Origin of the sequence: Phaeobacter sp. HS011 (genome assembly GCF_018101215.1) — a bacterium.
In the GTDB taxonomy this organism is placed as follows: Bacteria; Pseudomonadota; Alphaproteobacteria; order Rhodobacterales; family Rhodobacteraceae; genus Phaeobacter; species Phaeobacter inhibens.
In genome coordinates this window covers 23,726-41,636 of the sequence record NZ_JAGEUF010000010.1, presented here as the reverse complement: position 1 = coordinate 41,636, position 17,911 = coordinate 23,726, and the positions used below count along the sequence as shown (strand labels likewise).

Below are 17,911 nucleotides of genomic sequence, written 5' to 3'. Positions count from 1 at the left end.
GTCTTTGGAAAGGAACGATGATATGAAAACCGCAACAGGAATCATTCTGGGTGTTATTGCTGTAGTTGCCATCGCAATTGGCATTTACATGGTAGATGTGGACCAGACCGAAGAAGCCAGCCTGCCTGACGTTGATGTCAGCGTAGAGGGCGGCAACCTGCCGAAATTCGATGCTGAGGTTGGCTCCGTTTCCATCACCGAAGAAACCGCAACGGTGAAGGTTCCGGACGTCGATGTAACCATGGAAGAGGCTGAAATCTCGGTTCCCGGCCTGAAGGTGACCCCGCCGGAAGACGCCGCTGACGAAGTCGCCGCCGAATCCAACTGATAGACGTAGCTGCCTGATCCGGCACAGTTTGCCCCCCGCCATCGCGGGGGGCTTTTTCGTGTCCTGTTCTTGGGGCGCTGGCCCCAACTCTTCCGCTGTCTTCTCGTGGGTCTAACCTGATCCGCAGCCCGCGCTCAGCCTACGAGAATTTCTTCTGCGATTTGCCCCGATAGGCCCGTGTCCCGGCCTTGCCTGCGGTGGACCGCCCCCGTGATTTGACCGCCGCATCGGATGCGGCCTCGATCGCGGATTGCCGCGCCAGCGGGTCGTCGGAAATCGCCAGATCCACCGCTTCCAGCCGCTTGACCTCGTCGCGCAGACGCGCGGCTTCCTCGAACTCCAGGTTCTCGGCGGCCTTGCGCATCTGCTCGCGCAGCCCGGCCAGATGGGCTTCCAGATTGGCGCCATGCATCGGTTTGTCGATGGTGGCGGTCACGCGGTTCATATCCACATCGCCCGCGTAAAGACCGGCCAGAACATCCTCGACGTTTTTCTTGACGGTTGCGGGGGTGATGCCGTGTTCCTCGTTATAGGCGATCTGCTTGTCACGGCGGCGGTTGGTTTCCCCCAGTGCGCGCTCCATCGAACCAGTGATCCGGTCGGCATACATGATGACCCGGCCTTCGGCATTCCGGGCGGCACGGCCAATGGTCTGAATGAGAGACGTCTCCGAGCGCAGGAACCCCTCCTTGTCGGCATCCAGAATGGCGACCAACCCGCATTCGGGGATATCCAGACCTTCGCGCAACAGGTTGATGCCGATCAGCACGTCAAAGGCCCCAAGACGCAGATCGCGCAGGATCTCGATCCGCTCCAGCGTATCAATGTCGCTGTGCATGTAGCGGACCTTGATCCCCTGTTCGTGCATATATTCGGTCAGATCCTCGGCCATACGTTTGGTGAGGGTTGTCACCAGCGTGCGGAACCCATCGGCGGTGACACGGCGCACCTCGTCCAGCAGATCGTCCACTTGCATGTCGACGGGGCGGATTTCGACCTGCGGGTCCAAGAGGCCGGTGGGGCGGATCACCTGTTCGGCAAAGACGCCGCTGGATTGTTCCAGCTCCCATTTGGACGGCGTGGCGGAGACAAACACCGACTGCGGGCGCATGGCATCCCATTCCTCAAACTTCAGCGGGCGGTTGTCCATGCAGGAGGGCAGGCGGAAGCCATGCTCCGCAAGCGTGAATTTGCGCCGGTGGTCGCCCTTGTACATGCCGCCGATCTGCGGCACGGAGACATGGGATTCATCTGCAAAAACAATGGCATTGTCAGGGATGAACTCAAACAGGGTGGGGGGCGGCTCTCCGGGGGCGCGGCCGGTCAGATAGCGCGAGTAGTTCTCGATCCCGTTGCAATGACCGGTGGCCTCCAGCATTTCGATGTCAAAGTTGGTACGCTGTTCCAGCCGCTGCGCTTCCAGCAGCTTGCCCTCACCAACCAACTGGTCAAGCCGCATCTTCAGCTCTTCCTTGATCGAGATGACCGCCTGTTTCAGCGTCGGTTTCGGCGTCACATAGTGGGAATTTGCATAGACCCGGATCTGATCGAATGTGCCGGTTTTCTCGCCGGTGAGGGGGTCGAACTCGGTGATGCCCTCCAGCTCCTCACCAAAGAAGGACAGCCGCCAGGCGCGATCCTCAAGGTGGGCGGGGAAAATCTCCAGCGAATCGCCGCGCACCCGGAAACTGCCGCGCTGAAACGCCTGATCGTTGCGTTTGTACTGCTGGGCAACCAGATCGGCCATCACCTGCCGCTGGTCATAGTCGTCGCCGACCTTCAGGTCCTGCGTCATCGCTGAATAGGTCTCGACCGAGCCGATACCATAGATACAGGAGACCGACGCGATGATGATCACATCATCCCGTTCCAGCAGCGACCGGGTGGCGGAGTGGCGCATCCGGTCGATCTGTTCGTTGATCTGGCTTTCCTTCTCGATATAGGTGTCGGAGCGCGCGACATAGGCCTCCGGCTGGTAATAATCGTAGAATGAGACGAAGTATTCTACCGAGTTCTCAGGGAAGAAGCCTTTGAATTCTCCGTATAATTGCGCCGCCAGCGTCTTGTTCGGCGCAAGTATGATGGCCGGGCGCTGGGTTTCCTCGATCACCTTGGCCATGGTGAATGTCTTGCCTGTTCCGGTGGCACCCAGCAGCACCTGATTGCGCTCGCCCTCCAGCACCCCTTCGGAGAGTTCCTTGATGGCGGTGGGCTGGTCGCCTGCAGGATCGAATTCCGTATGCATCACAAATTCGCGTCCGCCTTCCAGCTTGGGGCGGTGCTGCGGCGCGCGGTCAGCCATCATCGGCATGGATTTGTCGGAATGGGCGTATGGCATTGTGGCTCTCTCCTGCTAGGGGCAGAGATTGGTCTGTTTTTGTTCTTATTCAAGGGGGATTTTGCCTGCGCGCCTGGATGAAGGCCCCGCTTTGCCCTCAAACGCGCGCCAAAGGTCAGGAAAACCCCGGTTTTCCACCCAAACCTGCGCAATCTGCGGCATTTGCCACCTTGCCCGCCCGCAGGGTTCAGCGCATATAGGGGACAGAGATCTGAGAGGAGATATCCCATGCGAGCGCGGATTTATCGGCCAGCCAAAAACGCCATGACCTCCGGTATGGCCAAGACCCGCAAGTGGGTTCTGGATTTCGTGCCGTCCAGCGCACGGGAAGTTGACCCTTTGATGGGCTGGACCTCCTCTCATGACACCCAGAGCCAGGTGCGCCTGCGTTTCGACACCAAGGAAGCGGCGCTTGAATATGCGGAGGCCAATGGCATCGACGCTGTGGTGACCGAGCCAAAGAGCCGCAAGGCCAATGTCCGCGCCGGTGGCTACGGCGAAAACTTCGCCACCAACCGCCGCGCCCCCTGGACGCATTAAGGCTGTGGGCATTTAGCCTGCTACTCATATTTGGGCGACTTGCCTCCCCCTTTAACTGCGCGTTATTTCGGGCGAGAGGGGCAGGGCAATCGCCAGACAGGGCGCCCATCGGGCGCCTTTTTCTGTATCTGGCTTTCACCAAATCTGGCTTCCCCCCTGATGGCAGAGGATGCCTGCGGCCCGGCACCCGGACAGTTGGCCCTTCATGGCACGGCGGGGCTAGCTTCGGGGCCACCCGGCATGCCTTAACCTTGCTACCTATGATTGATTCGACCGACACGGCGGCGACTATCTGTCAATTCGCGGTTCTGCGCGGTTCTACGGCCTTTGCATCTGCCCGCACAACTCCGCTCATGCCCCGACGTCAATGGGCCAGCTTTTGCCAAAACGAAGGACTGTCGAAAAACTCACCAAAAATAGTGAGTTGAACGATCATTCAATTCGGAAACGATCAGGGCACGAAACCAATATATCTATAATCTCCGAGGTCAGCCGATGGCTGCCCGGGCGCTCCGCCATGCCTGCGGAGGGCTGCGGGTGAATTTTGCCCATCACGTCTGACCACTCGGGGTTGAATGACAGGGAGGCAAAAATGCCCGCAACAACCGACAGCAACACCGATTGGTGGACCAATGATCAGGCGCCGGAGAACCCGTTCGGCAAGAGCGAGGATTACGAAGGGTTTCTTGACTACTTGGGCGCGCTTGGCCGCAGTCTGACCCCGGAAATCGCCGCCGAACCCTTGGTGATCAACCTGACCGGGCTGAATGATCACCCCGCCTATAAGGACGCCGCAATCGGCGCGCTTGAAATGTGGTCCTCGGTCACGCCTTTGCAGTTCGAGATCGTCGATGATGCGCCCTATGACGCGGATCTGCACTGGATGGAGGTTGTCAGCCCCGAAATCGGCGAACAAAGTGACGGCAGCGCCTTCTCCAGCGACCGCTATGTCAGCGTTGGCCAGCGCTTCCACGATACCGAGCCGGATATCACCGACCTTGGTGGTTATGTCTTTGATACCTTCGTGCATGAGTTTGGCCATGAATTCGGCCTGAACCACCCCGGCCTTTATAATTACAGCGGCCCCGGCGGTGTGCAGATCAACTATCTGAACAATGCAACCTGGACCTATGACCGCCAGCAATACAGCGTCATGTCCTATTTCGATGGTATCGACGTGGGCGAGGATACGCGCTGGTCGGCGGTCACACCGCTTATGGGCGATATCGAGGCGATCATTCGCCGCTATTTCTCCACCGTCGATGATGAGGGGGTGCGGACCTATCAGACCATCAACCTCAATACCGATGACAATACCTATGGCTTCAACAGCACCGAATATGGCTACCTGCTGACCGAGGACGGGCCTCAGCACGATATCGGCTTTGTGATCCATGACACCGGCGGCGATGATACCATCGATTTCTCCGGCTCTACCGCCAGCACCATTCTGGACCTGCGCGCGGGTGAGTTCTCCAGCGTCAACGGGCACAACAACAACGTGTCGATCTTTGCCGGGCACAACGCGGATCAGACGGAATATTACGTCGAAACCGGCATTGGCAGCAGCTACGACGATATCCTGATCGGCAATGACGGCGACAATGTTCTGGACGGGCGCGCAGGCAATGACCGTATGGCGGGCAATGGTGGCGATGACGTCTATTTTGTTGATTCCATTGATGACATCGTTCGCGAGGACGAAAACGGCGGCAATGACACCGTGATCGTGGTGGCCGATGGGCTGGATCTGGGCGACATCGCCAATGTGGAGACCATCATCTACGCAGGCGGCACGCCGGGAACACCGGGCAGCGACGCGCCGGATGCGCCGAATGAAGGGCCAACTGATGCAACCGACAGCCTGATCATTGGCGATGCCAGCAGTGAAACACTGGATGGTGGTGCCGGTGGCAACACCATCTTTGGCCTTGGGGGCGATGATCTGATCATTGGCGGGCGCGATACGCTGGCCAGCCGCGATATCAACAACACCATTGATATTGCCGATCTTGAGGATCAGACCGAAACCGACGATGGCAATGACGCGCTTTATGGTGGCGATGGCAATGATACCATCAACGGCGGTGCCGGTGATGATCTGCTGGACGGCGGCGACGGCGATGACCTGTTGCGCGGTCAGGCGGGTGTGGATGTGTTCCGCGGTGGTGCCGGGATCGACACCGTGGATTTCAGCCAGGAAAGCCCGTTCCAACTGCTGGTCAATCTGGAGACCAATGTGGCCAGCGGGGGCACCGCTTCGGGCGATACCTTCTACAGCATTGAAAACCTGATCGGCTCGGATGACCGCATCGACCGCTTTATCGGCACCTCCGACAACAACCATTTCTGGGGTCAGGGCGGCGGCGACGTCTTCAATGGCGGCGGCGGTGACGACACGCTGGATGGCGGCAACGACGGTGACATGCTCTATGGTGAGGACGGCGACGACGTTCTGATCGGCGGCAGCGGTCAGGACTATCTCGACGGCGGCGCAGGCGTGGACACGGTCGTCTATACCGCCAGCTCGGTCGGGGTGACTGTCGATCTGGAAAACGGCACGGCCCGTGGCGGTGACGCGGACGGCCCGGTGCAGATCGTCGGACGCGGCACCACCATCCGCCATGATATCATCGTTGACGTGGAAAACGCGGTTGGCTCGCTCCATGACGATCACCTGATCGGCACGGACGGCGAAAATGCCCTGAGCGGTGGTGCGGGCGACGATGTTCTGAGTGGCGGCGGCGGGGCGGACCTGCTGGACGGCGGAGCGGGCAGCGATACCGCCGACTACGCCAATGCGACCCGTGGCGTGAAGCTGAACATGACCAATGGCAAGACCGAGGGCGACACCTATGTTTCCATCGAAAATCTGTCTGGTTCTGGTTTCAACGACCGGATGAAGGGCGACGCTGCGGACAATGTGCTGACCGGGCAGGGCGGTAATGACACCCTGCGCGGTGCTGCCGGGGATGACATCCTGCTGGGTGATTTCGCCGATGCAGCGGATGCGATACCACAGCCCGGTCTGGGCACCGGCTATGCCACACTGGGTCCGGATGCGACCAACAATTCGATTGAGACGGCCTTTGATATCTCGGATAATTTCTCGCTGACCGAGGACCCGGATATCTTTGACTCCACCAGCGTGCTGCATACAACGGTGAATGCCACCGGCAACGGGCAGGGGGGCTACTACAGCATCGATCTGGCGGCGGGCACCGTGTTGACCATCGACATCGACGGTATCGCCGATCCCAATGTCCACGACAGCTGGGTCCGTCTGCTGGACGGCGAGGGCAATATCGTCACCCAGAACGATGATGGCGGCGGCGATCCCGGCTCCACCAGCAACCGTGATTCCAGCACGGTGTTTGTGGTCGAGGAAACCGGCACCTATTTCATCGTCGAGGGCAGCTGGTCGCCGGATGCCCCTGAAGGCTGGTCCGAAAGCGTGCCAGAAGGCTCCACTTATGAGCTGAATGTCTCGGTCGAATTCCCACCGGCACCGGCGCAACCGGGTGAGGCTGGCGCGGATGTCCTCAGGGGCGGACGTGGCAATGACCTGCTGGATGGCGGGCTGATGGCTGATACGCTGATCGGTGGCAAAGGCGACGATTTCTTCCGTTTCTCCACCGAACTCGGTGCGGACAATATCGACGAGATCCGGGATTTCGATGCCGCCAGCGATACGATCCTGCTGGACAGCGCCATCTTCAGCGACGCGGGAGAGATCGGTGTGCTGGACTTCGGCGCCTTCCACAGCAGCGCCTCTGGCACCGCGTTGGATGGCGGGGATCGCATTGTCTACAACACCGACAGCGGTGCGCTTTCCTATGATGCGGATCGGCTGGGGGGCGTTGATGCGATCCAGTTTGCGCAGCTGCAGTCCGGTCTGCAACTGGGCGCAGATGATTTTGTGATCATCTGATCCGGTCCAGAAATAGCCGATAAACTTGGCGCAGGGGGTCTCATCACTCCCTGTGCCTGCCTCAGGCCGACAAAGGACACACCATGCCCCACCATTCTCATCGCCGCACGTTGTTGCTGGGGGCTGCCGGTTTCGCACTGACGGCTCTGACGTATCGCGCCAAGGCCCAGTCGGAGGTCGTGCAGGGCAGATTAATCTTTGCAGAAAACGCCAAGATCCCAAAAGGGCGGATCACCATTTCCCTGTCAGATCCGGGTCAGCCTGGCACCTCGGATCCGGCGCTGGAGTTCGACCTTATCAGCACAGGGCGGGCCAAGCGGATTGATTTCACCCTCTCGTCGGCGGCGCTGTCAGCCCTATCCCCGACTCTGCAGGTGGTGGCGCGACTTGAACGTGCAGATGGCTGGCTGATCGCCCGCGGCAGCACCAAAATGCCGACAGGCTCCCCGATCCATATCACCCTCAATACAGTGATGTACTGACAGGACCGTTCCCGCAGGCAGATAGGGAGTGCCAATCGACGTGCCCCCGGCCTCTTGCTCCAAGCGGAGCATCGGCCTAACATGACATCGCTATCGGGTTAGCCACCAGGTCCGCGGAAAGCCGTCATCGGCACCCCAAACCACATCAGACGACAGCCTTCTTCGGTATGTCTCATGCTCGCACCTAGCGGACCGTCGGGCGTTGAATGAGGACACCGATGACCAAATCTCTGGACCAACTGCGCCGCGACGCAAAGGCGCTGCGCAAAGCCCATCACTCCCACGACACAATCGCCCTGCAGCGGATTGCGAGCCTGCGACCACGCAAGCCCGGCACCCCACTGAGGCATGCCGACTATCTGCATGTGATCGCGCGGGAAAACGGATTTCCCTCCTGGCCTGCGCTTAAGTTCGCGGCGGAGCTGCTGGGGATGGATCTGGCCACCAAACGCCAGCGTCTGTGCCGGGCGCTCTACGCCGGTCATTTTGCGATTGCAGATCAGTTGCTCGCCGATAGCCCAGCACTCGCGGATGGCGATTTCGGCCTCTGCCTCAGCCTGCTGCGCAAGGCGGATGTGCTAACGGCGCTGGACCAGTCCACGCAGCATGCAACGGCGCTGATTGGCGATGTTGCACCACCGCTGACCATTCTGGCGCGCTCCAGATGGATCCACCACGCCCCGGAGCGGGAGGCGGATATGCTGGCAATCGCCGAGGCGCTTCTTGCGGCGGGCGCGGATATCAACCTTGGCGCGCCGGTGCATGACGACAGCGACCACCGCCTGTCGCCGCTTTATTTTGCGATTGGCCACGCCGACAATATGGCGCTGGGGCAATGGCTGCTGGAGCAGGGGGCCAATCCTGATGATGGCGAAAGCCTTTATCACGCGACCGAGCTGGGGCACCACGACGGCTTGCGGATGCTGCTGGCGCACGGCGCGGAGCCGGAAGGCACCAACGCGCTACTGCGGGCCATGGATTTTCACGACGTACCGGCGGTGCAGCTGTTGCTGGATCACGGTGCCAGGGTGGACGCCTTTGACGGGCGCTCTGTCGGCGGTGAGGCGCCTTGGGTGGTGCCCGCGCTGCATCAGGCTGCCCGCCGCATGGCCGACCGGGAGATGATCACGCTGCTGCTGGACAATGGCGCGGCGCTGAACCGCCGGTTTCAGGGCGCGACCCCCTATGCTTATGCGCGGATCTTCGGCAACCGCGATCTGGCGCAGCTCTTGGCAGAGCGGGGCGCGGACACAACCCTGACCCCGGTGGAGGAGACCCTGGCAGCAGCCGCAGAGGGGACGTTGCCGGGGACAGTGCTGACGCCTGAGGCGATCCCTGAGGCCTACCGCGACATCATTCGCCAGATCCTGCATCTGCCCGACAAGCTGGATCATATCCGGCGGCTTGTCGCTCTCGGCCTTGACCATGATCGCCCTGACAGCGAGGGGCTTACCCCGGTTCAGGTCGCGGGCTGGGAAGGGGTGGCGGAGGTTCTGCGCTACCTGCTGAGCCTGAAGCCCGATCTCACCCATGTGAACGGCTATGGCGGCACGCTGCTGTCGACCATCCTGCATGGGGCGGAACACTGCCCTCAGGCCGCCGCGCGCGATCACATTGCCTGTCTGGAGCTGGCGCTGGGCGAGGGCATTGCCCTGCCGCGCCGCGCGATGGAGCTGACAGGCGTGGCAGAGGTGGCGGAGTTCCTGATGGACTGGGCCGAGAAATACCCCGGGCAGGTTGTCGACGGCGGCGTCGTCTGACTCCTGGGGCCGTTCTGTCAGGCGCCCGATAGCTGTAGGGAGTTGCATAGCTGACTGTTTAACTTTATACAGTCAGCTATGCAAATTGAACTCTTGGAGCCTTTGTATATGATCTCTCTCACTGTTCTTCACCTTTCAGGTGCATCATGAGCGCCGACGCTGCACAGGCAGAGGGCGGTACTGTCACCTTGATCAACGTCTTTGAAGTTCCGGAAGGCGCTTTGCAGGCCTCGATCGACTATTGGAAATTGTCACGCGATTTTCTGCAAACCCAACCCGGATATGTCTCGACCGCTCTGCATCAGTCGATCGCGCCAAATGCCAAATTCATGCTGGTCAATATTGCGGTTTGGGAAAGCGCAGAGGCGTTCAAGGCGGCCTCGGCGAAGATGATGCAAACCGCAGGGATCGCGCCTGTAGACGGGCTTAAATTCACCCCCGGTCTCTACACGGTGATCGAAACCGACTGAACGCAGCTGGCCACTGGACCCGCTGATCACGGCGCCATTTTCGCACCGCGCCTCTGTGATGGCCCCGGTCATCAGCGTCGATGCGGGCGATACGTGCCTATATGTCCATGGAAGATGCTGAAAGGCATCGGTTTTCTGGGCAGCTATTAAATATGTTCACGCGCGGGATGTTCTGTCAGACTGGCAGCATACCGTTTCGCGCGGAGACAAAGCTGATGGACAAGACACCGCTCAAGGGCTGGAACCATGTTCCGCCTGTTCCGATCAAGGTATCCCCGTTTTTCACATGGCCGCCACGGCCTCTGGAGATGGTTGGGTGGATCTGGAACTCCTGGTTTCTGATCACAGAAAAGCTGATCCTCGTCGCTGTCGCATTCATGTCCTTTTACTGGTTTCAGCCCCCTCTGGCAGAGAGCAGGGAGTTTGCATTTGACTGGATCGCGCAGATGTATCTGCGCAATCTTATCCTGATGACAGCTGTCGCCGGAGGGCTGCATCTCTATTTCTATACCTTCACCAAACAGGGCCAGAGGCTGCGATATGACCCGCGCCCCCTGATGAAGGCCGGACGCCAGTTCACGTTAGGCGGGCAGATCCGGGACAATATGTTCTGGACCTTGGCAAGCGGCGTGACGGTCTGGACCGCCTATGAGGTCCTGATGTTCTGGGCGCTGGCCAATGGCTATGCGCCGATGCTGACCTTCGCGGCGCATCCGATCTGGTTTGTGGCGTTGTTCCTGCTGATCCCGATCTGGGAGAGTTTCTATTTCTACTGGATTCATCGCCTGCTGCATGTGTCATTTCTCTACAAACACGTGCATGCGCTGCATCACCGAAACATCAATGTTGGTCCCTGGTCGGGGCTGTCCATGCACCCGGTTGAACATCTTATTTTTCTCGGCTCGGTGTTGATCCATTGGGGTGTTGCGGCGCACCCGATCCATATCCTGTTTCATCTGCAATATTATGCGCTGACGGCCGCAACGACCCACACAGGTTTTGAAGGGTTGCTGGTGAAGGACAAGAACCGGCTGGCCCTCGGGACGTTTCACCACCAGATGCACCATCGCTATTTTGAGTGTAACTATGGCTCGCTTGAGATCCCCTGGGACAAGTTCTTCGGATCTTTTCATGACGGGACGATCGGGGCTGATGCGCGCATCCGGGAGCGTCGCAAGCGTTTGATGAAAAGCTGAGACCAGACGCGTCCTTTGTGGCTGAATATGTTTGGTAAGCCGGTTGTTATTCGTCGCGAACCTGTGTCTCGTATAAGTGAAATAAGCTGCGATACTGCGCAGATCCGATGCGAAGACAAGGAAGACAGAAATGTTCGATGCAGATCGTGTGCAGGAGGTCGCCCAGTCGCAGCTTGTGAATACGCTTGACCTGTCAATGTTCTCCGAAAAGGACATTCTCAATACGGTGTTGCAGCGTTCTGAGGTTCTCTTTGATCTTGATCGCCGGGGCCTGCCGATCCGCCAATGGTCCAAGGGAAAGCCTGAGGCGCTTCAGGCGGAGGTGGCCCGACGGGGCGATCTGCTGCTCCGGCGTGCGATTTCGGTTCTCTATCTCGAATATCTCGCGCTGAAACCCACCTTGGACTCCCTCGCGCCGAAACATGTCGCGGACATCGGATGTGGCTATGGGTTCATTGACCTGTTCATCGCCCGGGATTTCCAGCCTGCGCTGACGCTGATTGATCTGGAAAGCAATGACGCAACGCATTTCGGGTTTCACGCTGAGGCGGCGGCTTACAGCAGTCTTGCCACGGCGCGGGCGTTCCTGCTGGCCAATGGTGTGGCGGCAGAGGCCGTGACGACGCTCAACCCCGGACACGAGGATGCAACCCGGATCACAGAGGTCGATCTGGCGCTGTCATTGCTCAGCTGCGGTTTTCATTACCCGGCGAACACCTATGCGCGGTTCTGGGAGACAAGTGTTAGGCAAGACGGGTCCATCATCCTTGATCTGCGGGAGGCAGGAGCTGCCCGCCAGCGCGAGGAACTGAGCCAGATCGGAGCGCTGCGCGACTTGTGGCGCGGCGAGAAATGGGCCCGTGTTCTGGTCAGCAAATCCGGTGCATAAGAAGACGGCCATCGGATGTTGTTCCGGATGAATTCTGATCCAGCAGATCACGCAGCATGCCTGACAGGGCGCGGTTGTCTTCGGGCCGGGTCTTGAGGTATCGCGGGGGGAAACCGGGCGATGTGCTGACGGGGGCAGCGGTGTGACTTGGCGCCCCTTTCAGCACCGCCCCTGAACCCGATGGGTGTCGTTGTAGCGCCTGTATTATGTCCTGCCGCTGTGGAGCGTTTTTTATGACCATCACCCATCTTGTGACCCATTCCGGCGGGTTTCATGCCGATGAACTTCTGTCCTCGGTGATCCTGACCCGCCTGTTCCCCGATGCGGAGCTGATACGCTCGCGGGATGCTGCGTGGATCACGCCGGCGGCGGGGCGGATCATCTATGATGTGGGGCAGGCCTATGATGGGGAGGCGCAGATCTTCGACCATCACCAGCGCCCCAATCCCCTGCGCGAGGATGGCCAGCCCTACAGCTCCTTTGGTCTGATCTGGCACCATTTCGGGCGCGATTACCTCCGTGGTCTTGATGTGCCGGAGGCTGATGTCGACGCCATTCATCACGGTTTTGATCAGAGCTTCGTGCTTCCGGTGGATCTGCTGGACAATGGCGCGATTGACCCCGGTGTTGCCGGGCCTCTGGCGGGGATGACGCTGCCGGTGTTGCTGGAAACCCTGAAGCCGGTGTTTGATGACCGTCGCGATGGCGCGGATGATCAGGCGTTCCTTGCGGCGCTGCCGGTGGCGCGGGCCTTTGTAGAGGCCTCGATCCGGGGCAAGGCTGCGAAACGGCGGGCCGAGACCATGGTGCTTCAGGCGATTGAGGGGGCAGGTGCGGGCAAGGTGCTGGAACTGCCGATGGGCATGCCCTTCCGCTCAGCGGTGGAGAAAGCGGGCGCCGATCACCTGCTGTTCGTGGTGCATCCGCGCGGCAGCGACTGGACGCTGACCACCATCCGCAAGAGCGGCGACAGTTTCGAGAGCCGCGCCGATCTGCCTGCGGCCTGGGCGGGTCTCACCGATGAGGCGCTTGAGGCTGCCTCTGGTGTTGCGGGGGCAAAATTCTGCCACAACGCTCGGTTCATCGCGGTGGCGCGCAGCCGAGAGGCGATTATGGACCTGGCAAATCGCGCTGTTCAGGCTGTGTCGCAGACCAGCGAATAGCCTGTCTTTGCCAAGGCGCTTGACCCTGCCACTTCGCGTCATGCAGGAGGGGCAGGGCCGAGAGCCGGAATAGGGGACGACACGCGCCCTATTCCGCAGAGTTCCACTCAGTCGCGGATCACATTGTACAGCGCCGGGCCGGGCACCACGCCTTCGATACGGGGCAGATTTGCGGTTTCGCGCATCAGGGCGGTGGCAGCCTGATAGGCCCCAGGGGTTTCCCACTGGGCGACGTTGATCAGCTGGTACTGCGCATCCGCCGAAAGAGACTGGTGCAGTTTGGTCGAGATATAGCCAGGCTGTGTGTGCAGGAACTCGCGGGCGGCGTCCCACATGGCAATGGCCTCGTCCAGCTTGTCGGCGGGAACGGTGAAGGTATTGATCAGCACCACATTCTGGGTGCTTTCATCCGCCTGTGCAGGGGACAGGCCGAGGCTCAGCGACAGGGCGGTGATCAGGGCGAGCAGATGTTTCATGATGGGTCCTTTCTTAGGGAGGTTTTTTAAATAGTGAGCTATGTGATTTCTGGTGTGAGGCGACAGAACGTGGCCTCACAGCTTGAGGGCGATACAGCCGAGAAGGGCGCCGATCATGGCCAGACCGATGCGCAGGTTATGCAGCATGAGCCATTGATCCAGCTTGGCGGCTGTGGCCGCGACCTCAATGGATTTGCTGGCGAAGGCGGCATTCGTCGGAACGAAATAGGCAAACGTCAGCCCCAGAACCACCAGCATGCACAGCCCGCTGGCCACCCAGAGCGCAAAGCCGGGGGCGCCCCAACCGGCCCAGAGGGAGCCGCCAAGGCCGATCAGCGTCGGCCCCACGATCAGCGGGATGGTGTTCGAGACAAAGTGATTGTTGGCGGCAAACCAAGTGAGGAACTCTTCGGGTGGCAGGCTGCGCCAGTAGCCACCCAATGTGACCCCGATGCACAGCATCACGCCGGAAAACCCGGCTGCGCCGCAAATCGCGAGGATGTTGAACGTCTGTTGTATCATTTTGCATCTCCGTCCGCGCGTGAGCCGTACCACATCCGCCAGATGAGCCCGTCACGCTTGATGAAATGGTGATAAAGTGCAGCGCCGACATGCAGCACCAGCAGGCCGACGATGGCCCGCGCCCCGATCCCATGGGGTATCCGGGGGGCGTAGTCGTGGAAATTCGGCAGATCCCCGGCGGCGGCGCCAAGGATGATTGCACCGGCTCCGGACAGCGCGAGCATGCCAATGCCGCTGGCCGCCATCCCGAGGATCACTACATAGAACAGCAGATGCACGGCTTTGGCGCTCAAGCTCTGCCAGATCGGATCCCCCTTCGGGCTGGCGGGTTTGCTGTCTGCAAAGACCCACCATGCAATCCGAACCAGTGTGAGAGCCAGAATGGTGATCCCCATGGGCACATGCGCGCTGAGAATCCCGATCTTGGCGTCGCCATCCGTCAGGCCCGCAGCACGGAACCCGGAGGCAAGCAGGGCACAGATCAACAGCGCGCTTAGCCAGTGAATGGTGATCGCGACGGTGCCATAGCGATTGGATCGGCTTTTCATGTTGGTCCCTCCTTGTCAGATCTGTGGCGGCTCACTGCTCAGAGAGCGCGGCGCGGTAGGTCTTGATGACGGTGTAGCCTCGCAGGAATTCTTCACGGCTCAGGAAAGCATCATCATTGGTATCCGCCCGGCGATAGTCCCAGGCCATCGCGCGGTGGTATTCGCGGAGGTCAATCGTACCATCACTGTTGCGGTCCCAATTTGCGAACAGGATATTGCGTGCGGCCTGAAACGCCTGCTGTCGGCCCTTTTCATCGGCGATGAACTCAAAGCCGAAATCCCATTCGAGAAATTCGCCGTGCGCTATGGCCCCATCTTCATTGCTGTCAATGGAGGTGAAGATCGAGCGGCCGAAGTCCACGAATTGCCCCATGTCGATCTCAGCCGTCGCGCCGTCGCCGATTGATCCAAAGATCAGGTCCGACAGCTCCTGACCGGGGGTGGTTTCAGTGGACTGGGCTGCAAGAGGGGCTGCGACTGGCGCAATCAGGGTCAACAGCAGGGCGAGGGTGGATTTTGAGTTCATCATTCTAGCGCTCCTTCGGGTCTGATTTTATAGCGAGCTATTTATTTTGTTACATGCATTCCGAATCATCGTTGCTGTGGTGTATTATATAGTGAGCTATTTATAAATGAATAGCCTGCAATGCAATTTAACTGAGGATGTTATGAAACAGCCAAGAGAGACGTCTGCCGGATATCTGTTCAACCATCTGGCGCGGCTGTTTGCACAGGCGCTGCAAGAGCGGATACAGCCGTTGGGGCTGTCGATTGGTGTGTTTCCGATCATGCTGCACCTGTGGGAGGAGGAGGGGCTGACGCAGAAACAGCTGGTCCAACGGGTTGGGATTGAACAGGGCACCATGGCCAATACGCTCAAACGGATGGAGCGCGATGGTCTGGTCGTCAGCCAGAGGGATCTGAGTGACGGGCGGCGGCGGGAAATACGCCTGACAGAGCACGGACGGTCTCTGCGCAGTCCGGCATTGCGGATCGCGGCGGAGCAGAACACCTATATGCTGTCTGGTCTCACAAAAGAGGAGCAGGCGGAGATCCTGACTCTGGTCACCAAGATCATCCGAAGTGTCGAACGCTCCGCGATCAGCGAAAAAGAAGCCCGTGCTGACAGGGTCAGTTCTCACAGGGTTGATGGAGAGACGAGGTGACCCGCGTTTCGCGGCGTTATTGCATTCTATGCTATGGAATAATATAGGTAACGCATGACCTTTGATCAAAATACCTCAGCCGGATATCTGATAAATCAACTGGCGCGGCTTGCCTTTGAGGGGCTGCGCAAGGAAATCGAGCCGCTGGGCATTGTGCCCGGGCAGTTTCCGGCGCTGCTGGCGCTCTGGCAGCGCGACGGGCAGACCCAGCGTGAACTGGTGGCCAAAACGGATGTCGAACAGGCAACCATGGCTAATACGCTGAACCGGATGGAGCGAGACGGGTTGATTGTCCGACAGGCGCATCCTGAGGATGGGCGGGCCCGGGTGATCTATCTGACGGAGAAGGCCAAGACGATCCGTGATCAGGCCTACCGGGCGGCTGGAGATGTGAACGGCGCGATGCTGGCTGATCTGTCCGAGGCGGAACGCCAAACATTTATCGACCTGCTTCAGCGGGTGGTCAAAACATTCCGTGGGGCGGACCTGGCCTGAGGCAACCCGCCCCCTTTCTCCGGCAAAGGCCTGGGGAGGGGGGCGGGCGCACCGGTTCCGGGGGGCGGACCGGTTTCACGTTTGTCAAAAGACCCTAGTAGCCGGTGAAAGATTCCACCCGGATGTCCTGCTCTGCCACGCCGGCGGCGCTGAGCATTTTTTGCGTGGCGGTCACCATGCCCGCAGGGCCGACGCAATAGTAGATCGGCGCATCAAGCTCTCTGAGGTGGCGGCGGAGCATATCCTGATCAATCTTGCTGGTCTCGCCGACCCAGCCGTCATGTGCATCCAGATCCGTCATGGTGGCGATCAGCTGGATGTTGGAGTTGGCCTTTTGCAGCTCCTCCAGTTCGCTCAGGAAAGGGGCTGCCGCCGGTGCGCGATTGGAATAGAACAGCGCGATCTTATGCGGGGTCTTGGTTGCGGTGACGTCCCGAAGCATTGACATGAACGGGGTAATCCCGATGCCACCGGCAATGAAAACCGCAGGTCGGCTGGCATCCTCGTGCAGGGTGAAGGTGCCGGAGGGGCCGGCGACCGTCAGCTCGGCCCCGTCGGGCAGCGTGCTGAGGCTGCGTTTGAAAGCGCTGTCGCTCAGCCGGGTCGCGATCGTGATCTGCGGCTCATCCGGTGCGCTGACGATGGAGAGGATACGGGACCTGGCTTTGCCATCATCTGCGGCGGTGCCCGCGATGGTCAGCCGGATCCATTGGCCCGCCTGATGCTTAAACCCTGCAGGTTTGGTCAAGTGAAACGCCATCGTCCCGGTTGCGATTGTCTCGCTGCTGGTCAGTGTGACCTGGGTGGTCGGCGCGGCCTTTCCTGACAGGCGAATACCATCGCGCATGTTCAGCCCCATCAGGACCAAATTGGTTGCCCCCGCCAGCAGTTCGACGACCTGCAAGCTGTAGAAGGTGGCATCGAACTGTCCGGCCGCGGCCCGGGATTCAAGGAAGAAGGCCATCGGCACCAGCACCAGCAGACCATTGGCGCCAATAATGGGCATCCGCTTCTTCTTGGCCGAAACCAAGGCCTCATTACGCCCGCTGGCCAGCGAAAAACCGGAGCCGCCGACAATCGCCATCGACGGGATCAGGACGAACATGCCCATCAGGATCGCGGATTTCACCGCCGCCACTGTCGCATGGGAGCCAAACAGTTCAGACAGGACGGTGGACGTCCAGAAAAGCAGAATGGTCAGAAAGCCAATTGTGCCTGCGATGGCATGGATACGTGTCTTCATGGCGGGTCTCCGGACTGGGTAAATTACAATGCCTGCTATCTATATAAATAGCACACTATGTAATTGCAATGACGTTTTGCTACCTCCATGCGAGAGAGGGCATTGGCCGACCGCCGCCTTGACGGATACCGCATGTGCCGTGGCAGGTCAGCCTTTCTGTCCAATTGTTTCGCGTGCGAAACATTCGGGCAGCGATGTTGATACTTTTTCTGGGCGTTGCGCAGGCTGCGGGCGCGGATATCTGGTGGCGCTGCAACAGAAGTTTCGGCGGGGTTAACAGGATCCGACCGTAGGCATGCGCACCGTGCATCCGCCGACCATAGGTTGTTCTGCCCCGCCGTTGATGAGGCCAAAGCGGGTATGG

The 17,911-nt window shown here is 59.8% G+C and carries 17 protein-coding genes; 11 read left to right on the top strand and 6 right to left on the bottom strand.

Annotated features, from left to right (window positions below; translation table 11 throughout):
* Nucleotides 1–22: 22 nt before the first annotated feature.
* Entirely contained in the window at nt 23–328 is a 306-nt protein-coding gene (locus J4721_RS17065) for a hypothetical protein (protein WP_014880837.1), read from the top strand.
* A 139-nt stretch (nt 329–467) separates the two neighbouring features.
* Here J4721_RS17065 and uvrB read toward each other — a convergent pair whose 3' ends face one another.
* Entirely contained in the window at nt 468–2,666 is a 2,199-nt protein-coding gene (uvrB, locus tag J4721_RS17060; RefSeq protein WP_102914663.1) for an excinuclease ABC subunit UvrB, read from the bottom strand.
* 228 nt (nt 2,667–2,894) lie between these two features.
* Here uvrB and J4721_RS17055 point away from each other — a divergent pair, with 228 nt between their 5' ends.
* The 8 genes from J4721_RS17055 to J4721_RS17020 all read left to right on the top strand — a co-directional run bounded on the left by J4721_RS17055 (nt 2,895) and on the right by J4721_RS17020 (nt 13,097).
* Complete coding sequence (locus J4721_RS17055; RefSeq protein ID WP_014875515.1) at nt 2,895–3,206, top strand: ETC complex I subunit; 312 nt, start codon at nt 2,895–2,897, stop codon at nt 3,204–3,206.
* 592 nt (nt 3,207–3,798) lie between these two features.
* A complete protein-coding gene (locus tag J4721_RS17050) occupies nt 3,799–7,137 on the top strand; it encodes a M10 family metallopeptidase C-terminal domain-containing protein (RefSeq protein WP_211003312.1) in 3,339 nt (1,112 codons plus the stop codon).
* A gap of 83 nt (nt 7,138–7,220) precedes the next feature.
* Nucleotides 7,221–7,619, top strand: coding sequence for a hypothetical protein (locus J4721_RS17045; protein ID WP_211003313.1), 399 nt, complete (start codon nt 7,221–7,223; stop codon nt 7,617–7,619).
* A gap of 218 nt (nt 7,620–7,837) precedes the next feature.
* Entirely contained in the window at nt 7,838–9,379 is a 1,542-nt protein-coding gene (locus J4721_RS17040; RefSeq protein WP_211003314.1) for an ankyrin repeat domain-containing protein, read from the top strand.
* 146 nt (nt 9,380–9,525) lie between these two features.
* Nucleotides 9,526–9,849 carry an antibiotic biosynthesis monooxygenase gene (locus J4721_RS17035; protein WP_211003315.1) on the top strand — a complete coding sequence of 108 codons (324 nt, stop codon included), beginning with the start codon at nt 9,526–9,528 and terminating at the stop codon, nt 9,847–9,849.
* A 215-nt stretch (nt 9,850–10,064) separates the two neighbouring features.
* Entirely contained in the window at nt 10,065–11,045 is a 981-nt protein-coding gene (locus J4721_RS17030; RefSeq protein WP_211003316.1) for a sterol desaturase family protein, read from the top strand.
* A 130-nt stretch (nt 11,046–11,175) separates the two neighbouring features.
* Nucleotides 11,176–11,934, top strand: a complete 759-nt coding sequence (locus J4721_RS17025) for a hypothetical protein (RefSeq protein ID WP_102914681.1) — start codon at nt 11,176–11,178, stop codon at nt 11,932–11,934.
* 233 nt (nt 11,935–12,167) lie between these two features.
* Complete coding sequence (locus J4721_RS17020; RefSeq protein WP_211003317.1) at nt 12,168–13,097, top strand: MYG1 family protein; 930 nt, start codon at nt 12,168–12,170, stop codon at nt 13,095–13,097.
* Nucleotides 13,098–13,204: 107 nt separating this feature from the next.
* Here the strand turns inward: J4721_RS17020 and J4721_RS17015 are convergent, their stop codons facing one another.
* The 4 genes from J4721_RS17015 to J4721_RS17000 form a co-directional block, all read right to left on the bottom strand.
* Nucleotides 13,205–13,573 carry an antibiotic biosynthesis monooxygenase gene (locus J4721_RS17015; protein WP_211003318.1) on the bottom strand — a complete coding sequence of 123 codons (369 nt, stop codon included), beginning with the start codon at nt 13,571–13,573 and terminating at the stop codon, nt 13,205–13,207.
* Nucleotides 13,574–13,648: 75 nt separating this feature from the next.
* Complete coding sequence (locus tag J4721_RS17010; protein WP_014875506.1) at nt 13,649–14,095, bottom strand: anthrone oxygenase family protein; 447 nt, start codon at nt 14,093–14,095, stop codon at nt 13,649–13,651.
* Entirely contained in the window at nt 14,092–14,643 is a 552-nt protein-coding gene (locus tag J4721_RS17005; protein ID WP_102855140.1) for a cytochrome b, read from the bottom strand. Before J4721_RS17005 ends, J4721_RS17010 begins: the two co-directional genes overlap by 4 nt.
* 31 nt (nt 14,644–14,674) lie before the next feature.
* Nucleotides 14,675–15,172 carry a signal transduction protein gene (locus J4721_RS17000; protein WP_211003319.1) on the bottom strand — a complete coding sequence of 166 codons (498 nt, stop codon included), beginning with the start codon at nt 15,170–15,172 and terminating at the stop codon, nt 14,675–14,677.
* A 139-nt stretch (nt 15,173–15,311) separates the two neighbouring features.
* Between J4721_RS17000 and J4721_RS16995 the strand changes: the two genes are divergently transcribed.
* Both J4721_RS16995 and J4721_RS16990 read left to right on the top strand, forming a co-directional pair.
* Nucleotides 15,312–15,809: a MarR family winged helix-turn-helix transcriptional regulator gene (locus J4721_RS16995; RefSeq protein WP_211003320.1), complete on the top strand. Its 498-nt coding sequence runs from the start codon at nt 15,312–15,314 to the stop codon at nt 15,807–15,809.
* A 54-nt stretch (nt 15,810–15,863) separates the two neighbouring features.
* Nucleotides 15,864–16,304, top strand: a complete 441-nt coding sequence (locus J4721_RS16990) for a MarR family winged helix-turn-helix transcriptional regulator (protein ID WP_076616691.1) — start codon at nt 15,864–15,866, stop codon at nt 16,302–16,304.
* A gap of 94 nt (nt 16,305–16,398) precedes the next feature.
* Here the strand turns inward: J4721_RS16990 and J4721_RS16985 are convergent, their stop codons facing one another.
* Nucleotides 16,399–17,547, bottom strand: coding sequence for an FAD-dependent oxidoreductase (locus J4721_RS16985; RefSeq protein ID WP_211003321.1), 1,149 nt, complete (start codon nt 17,545–17,547; stop codon nt 16,399–16,401).
* Nucleotides 17,548–17,911 lie beyond the last annotated feature (364 nt).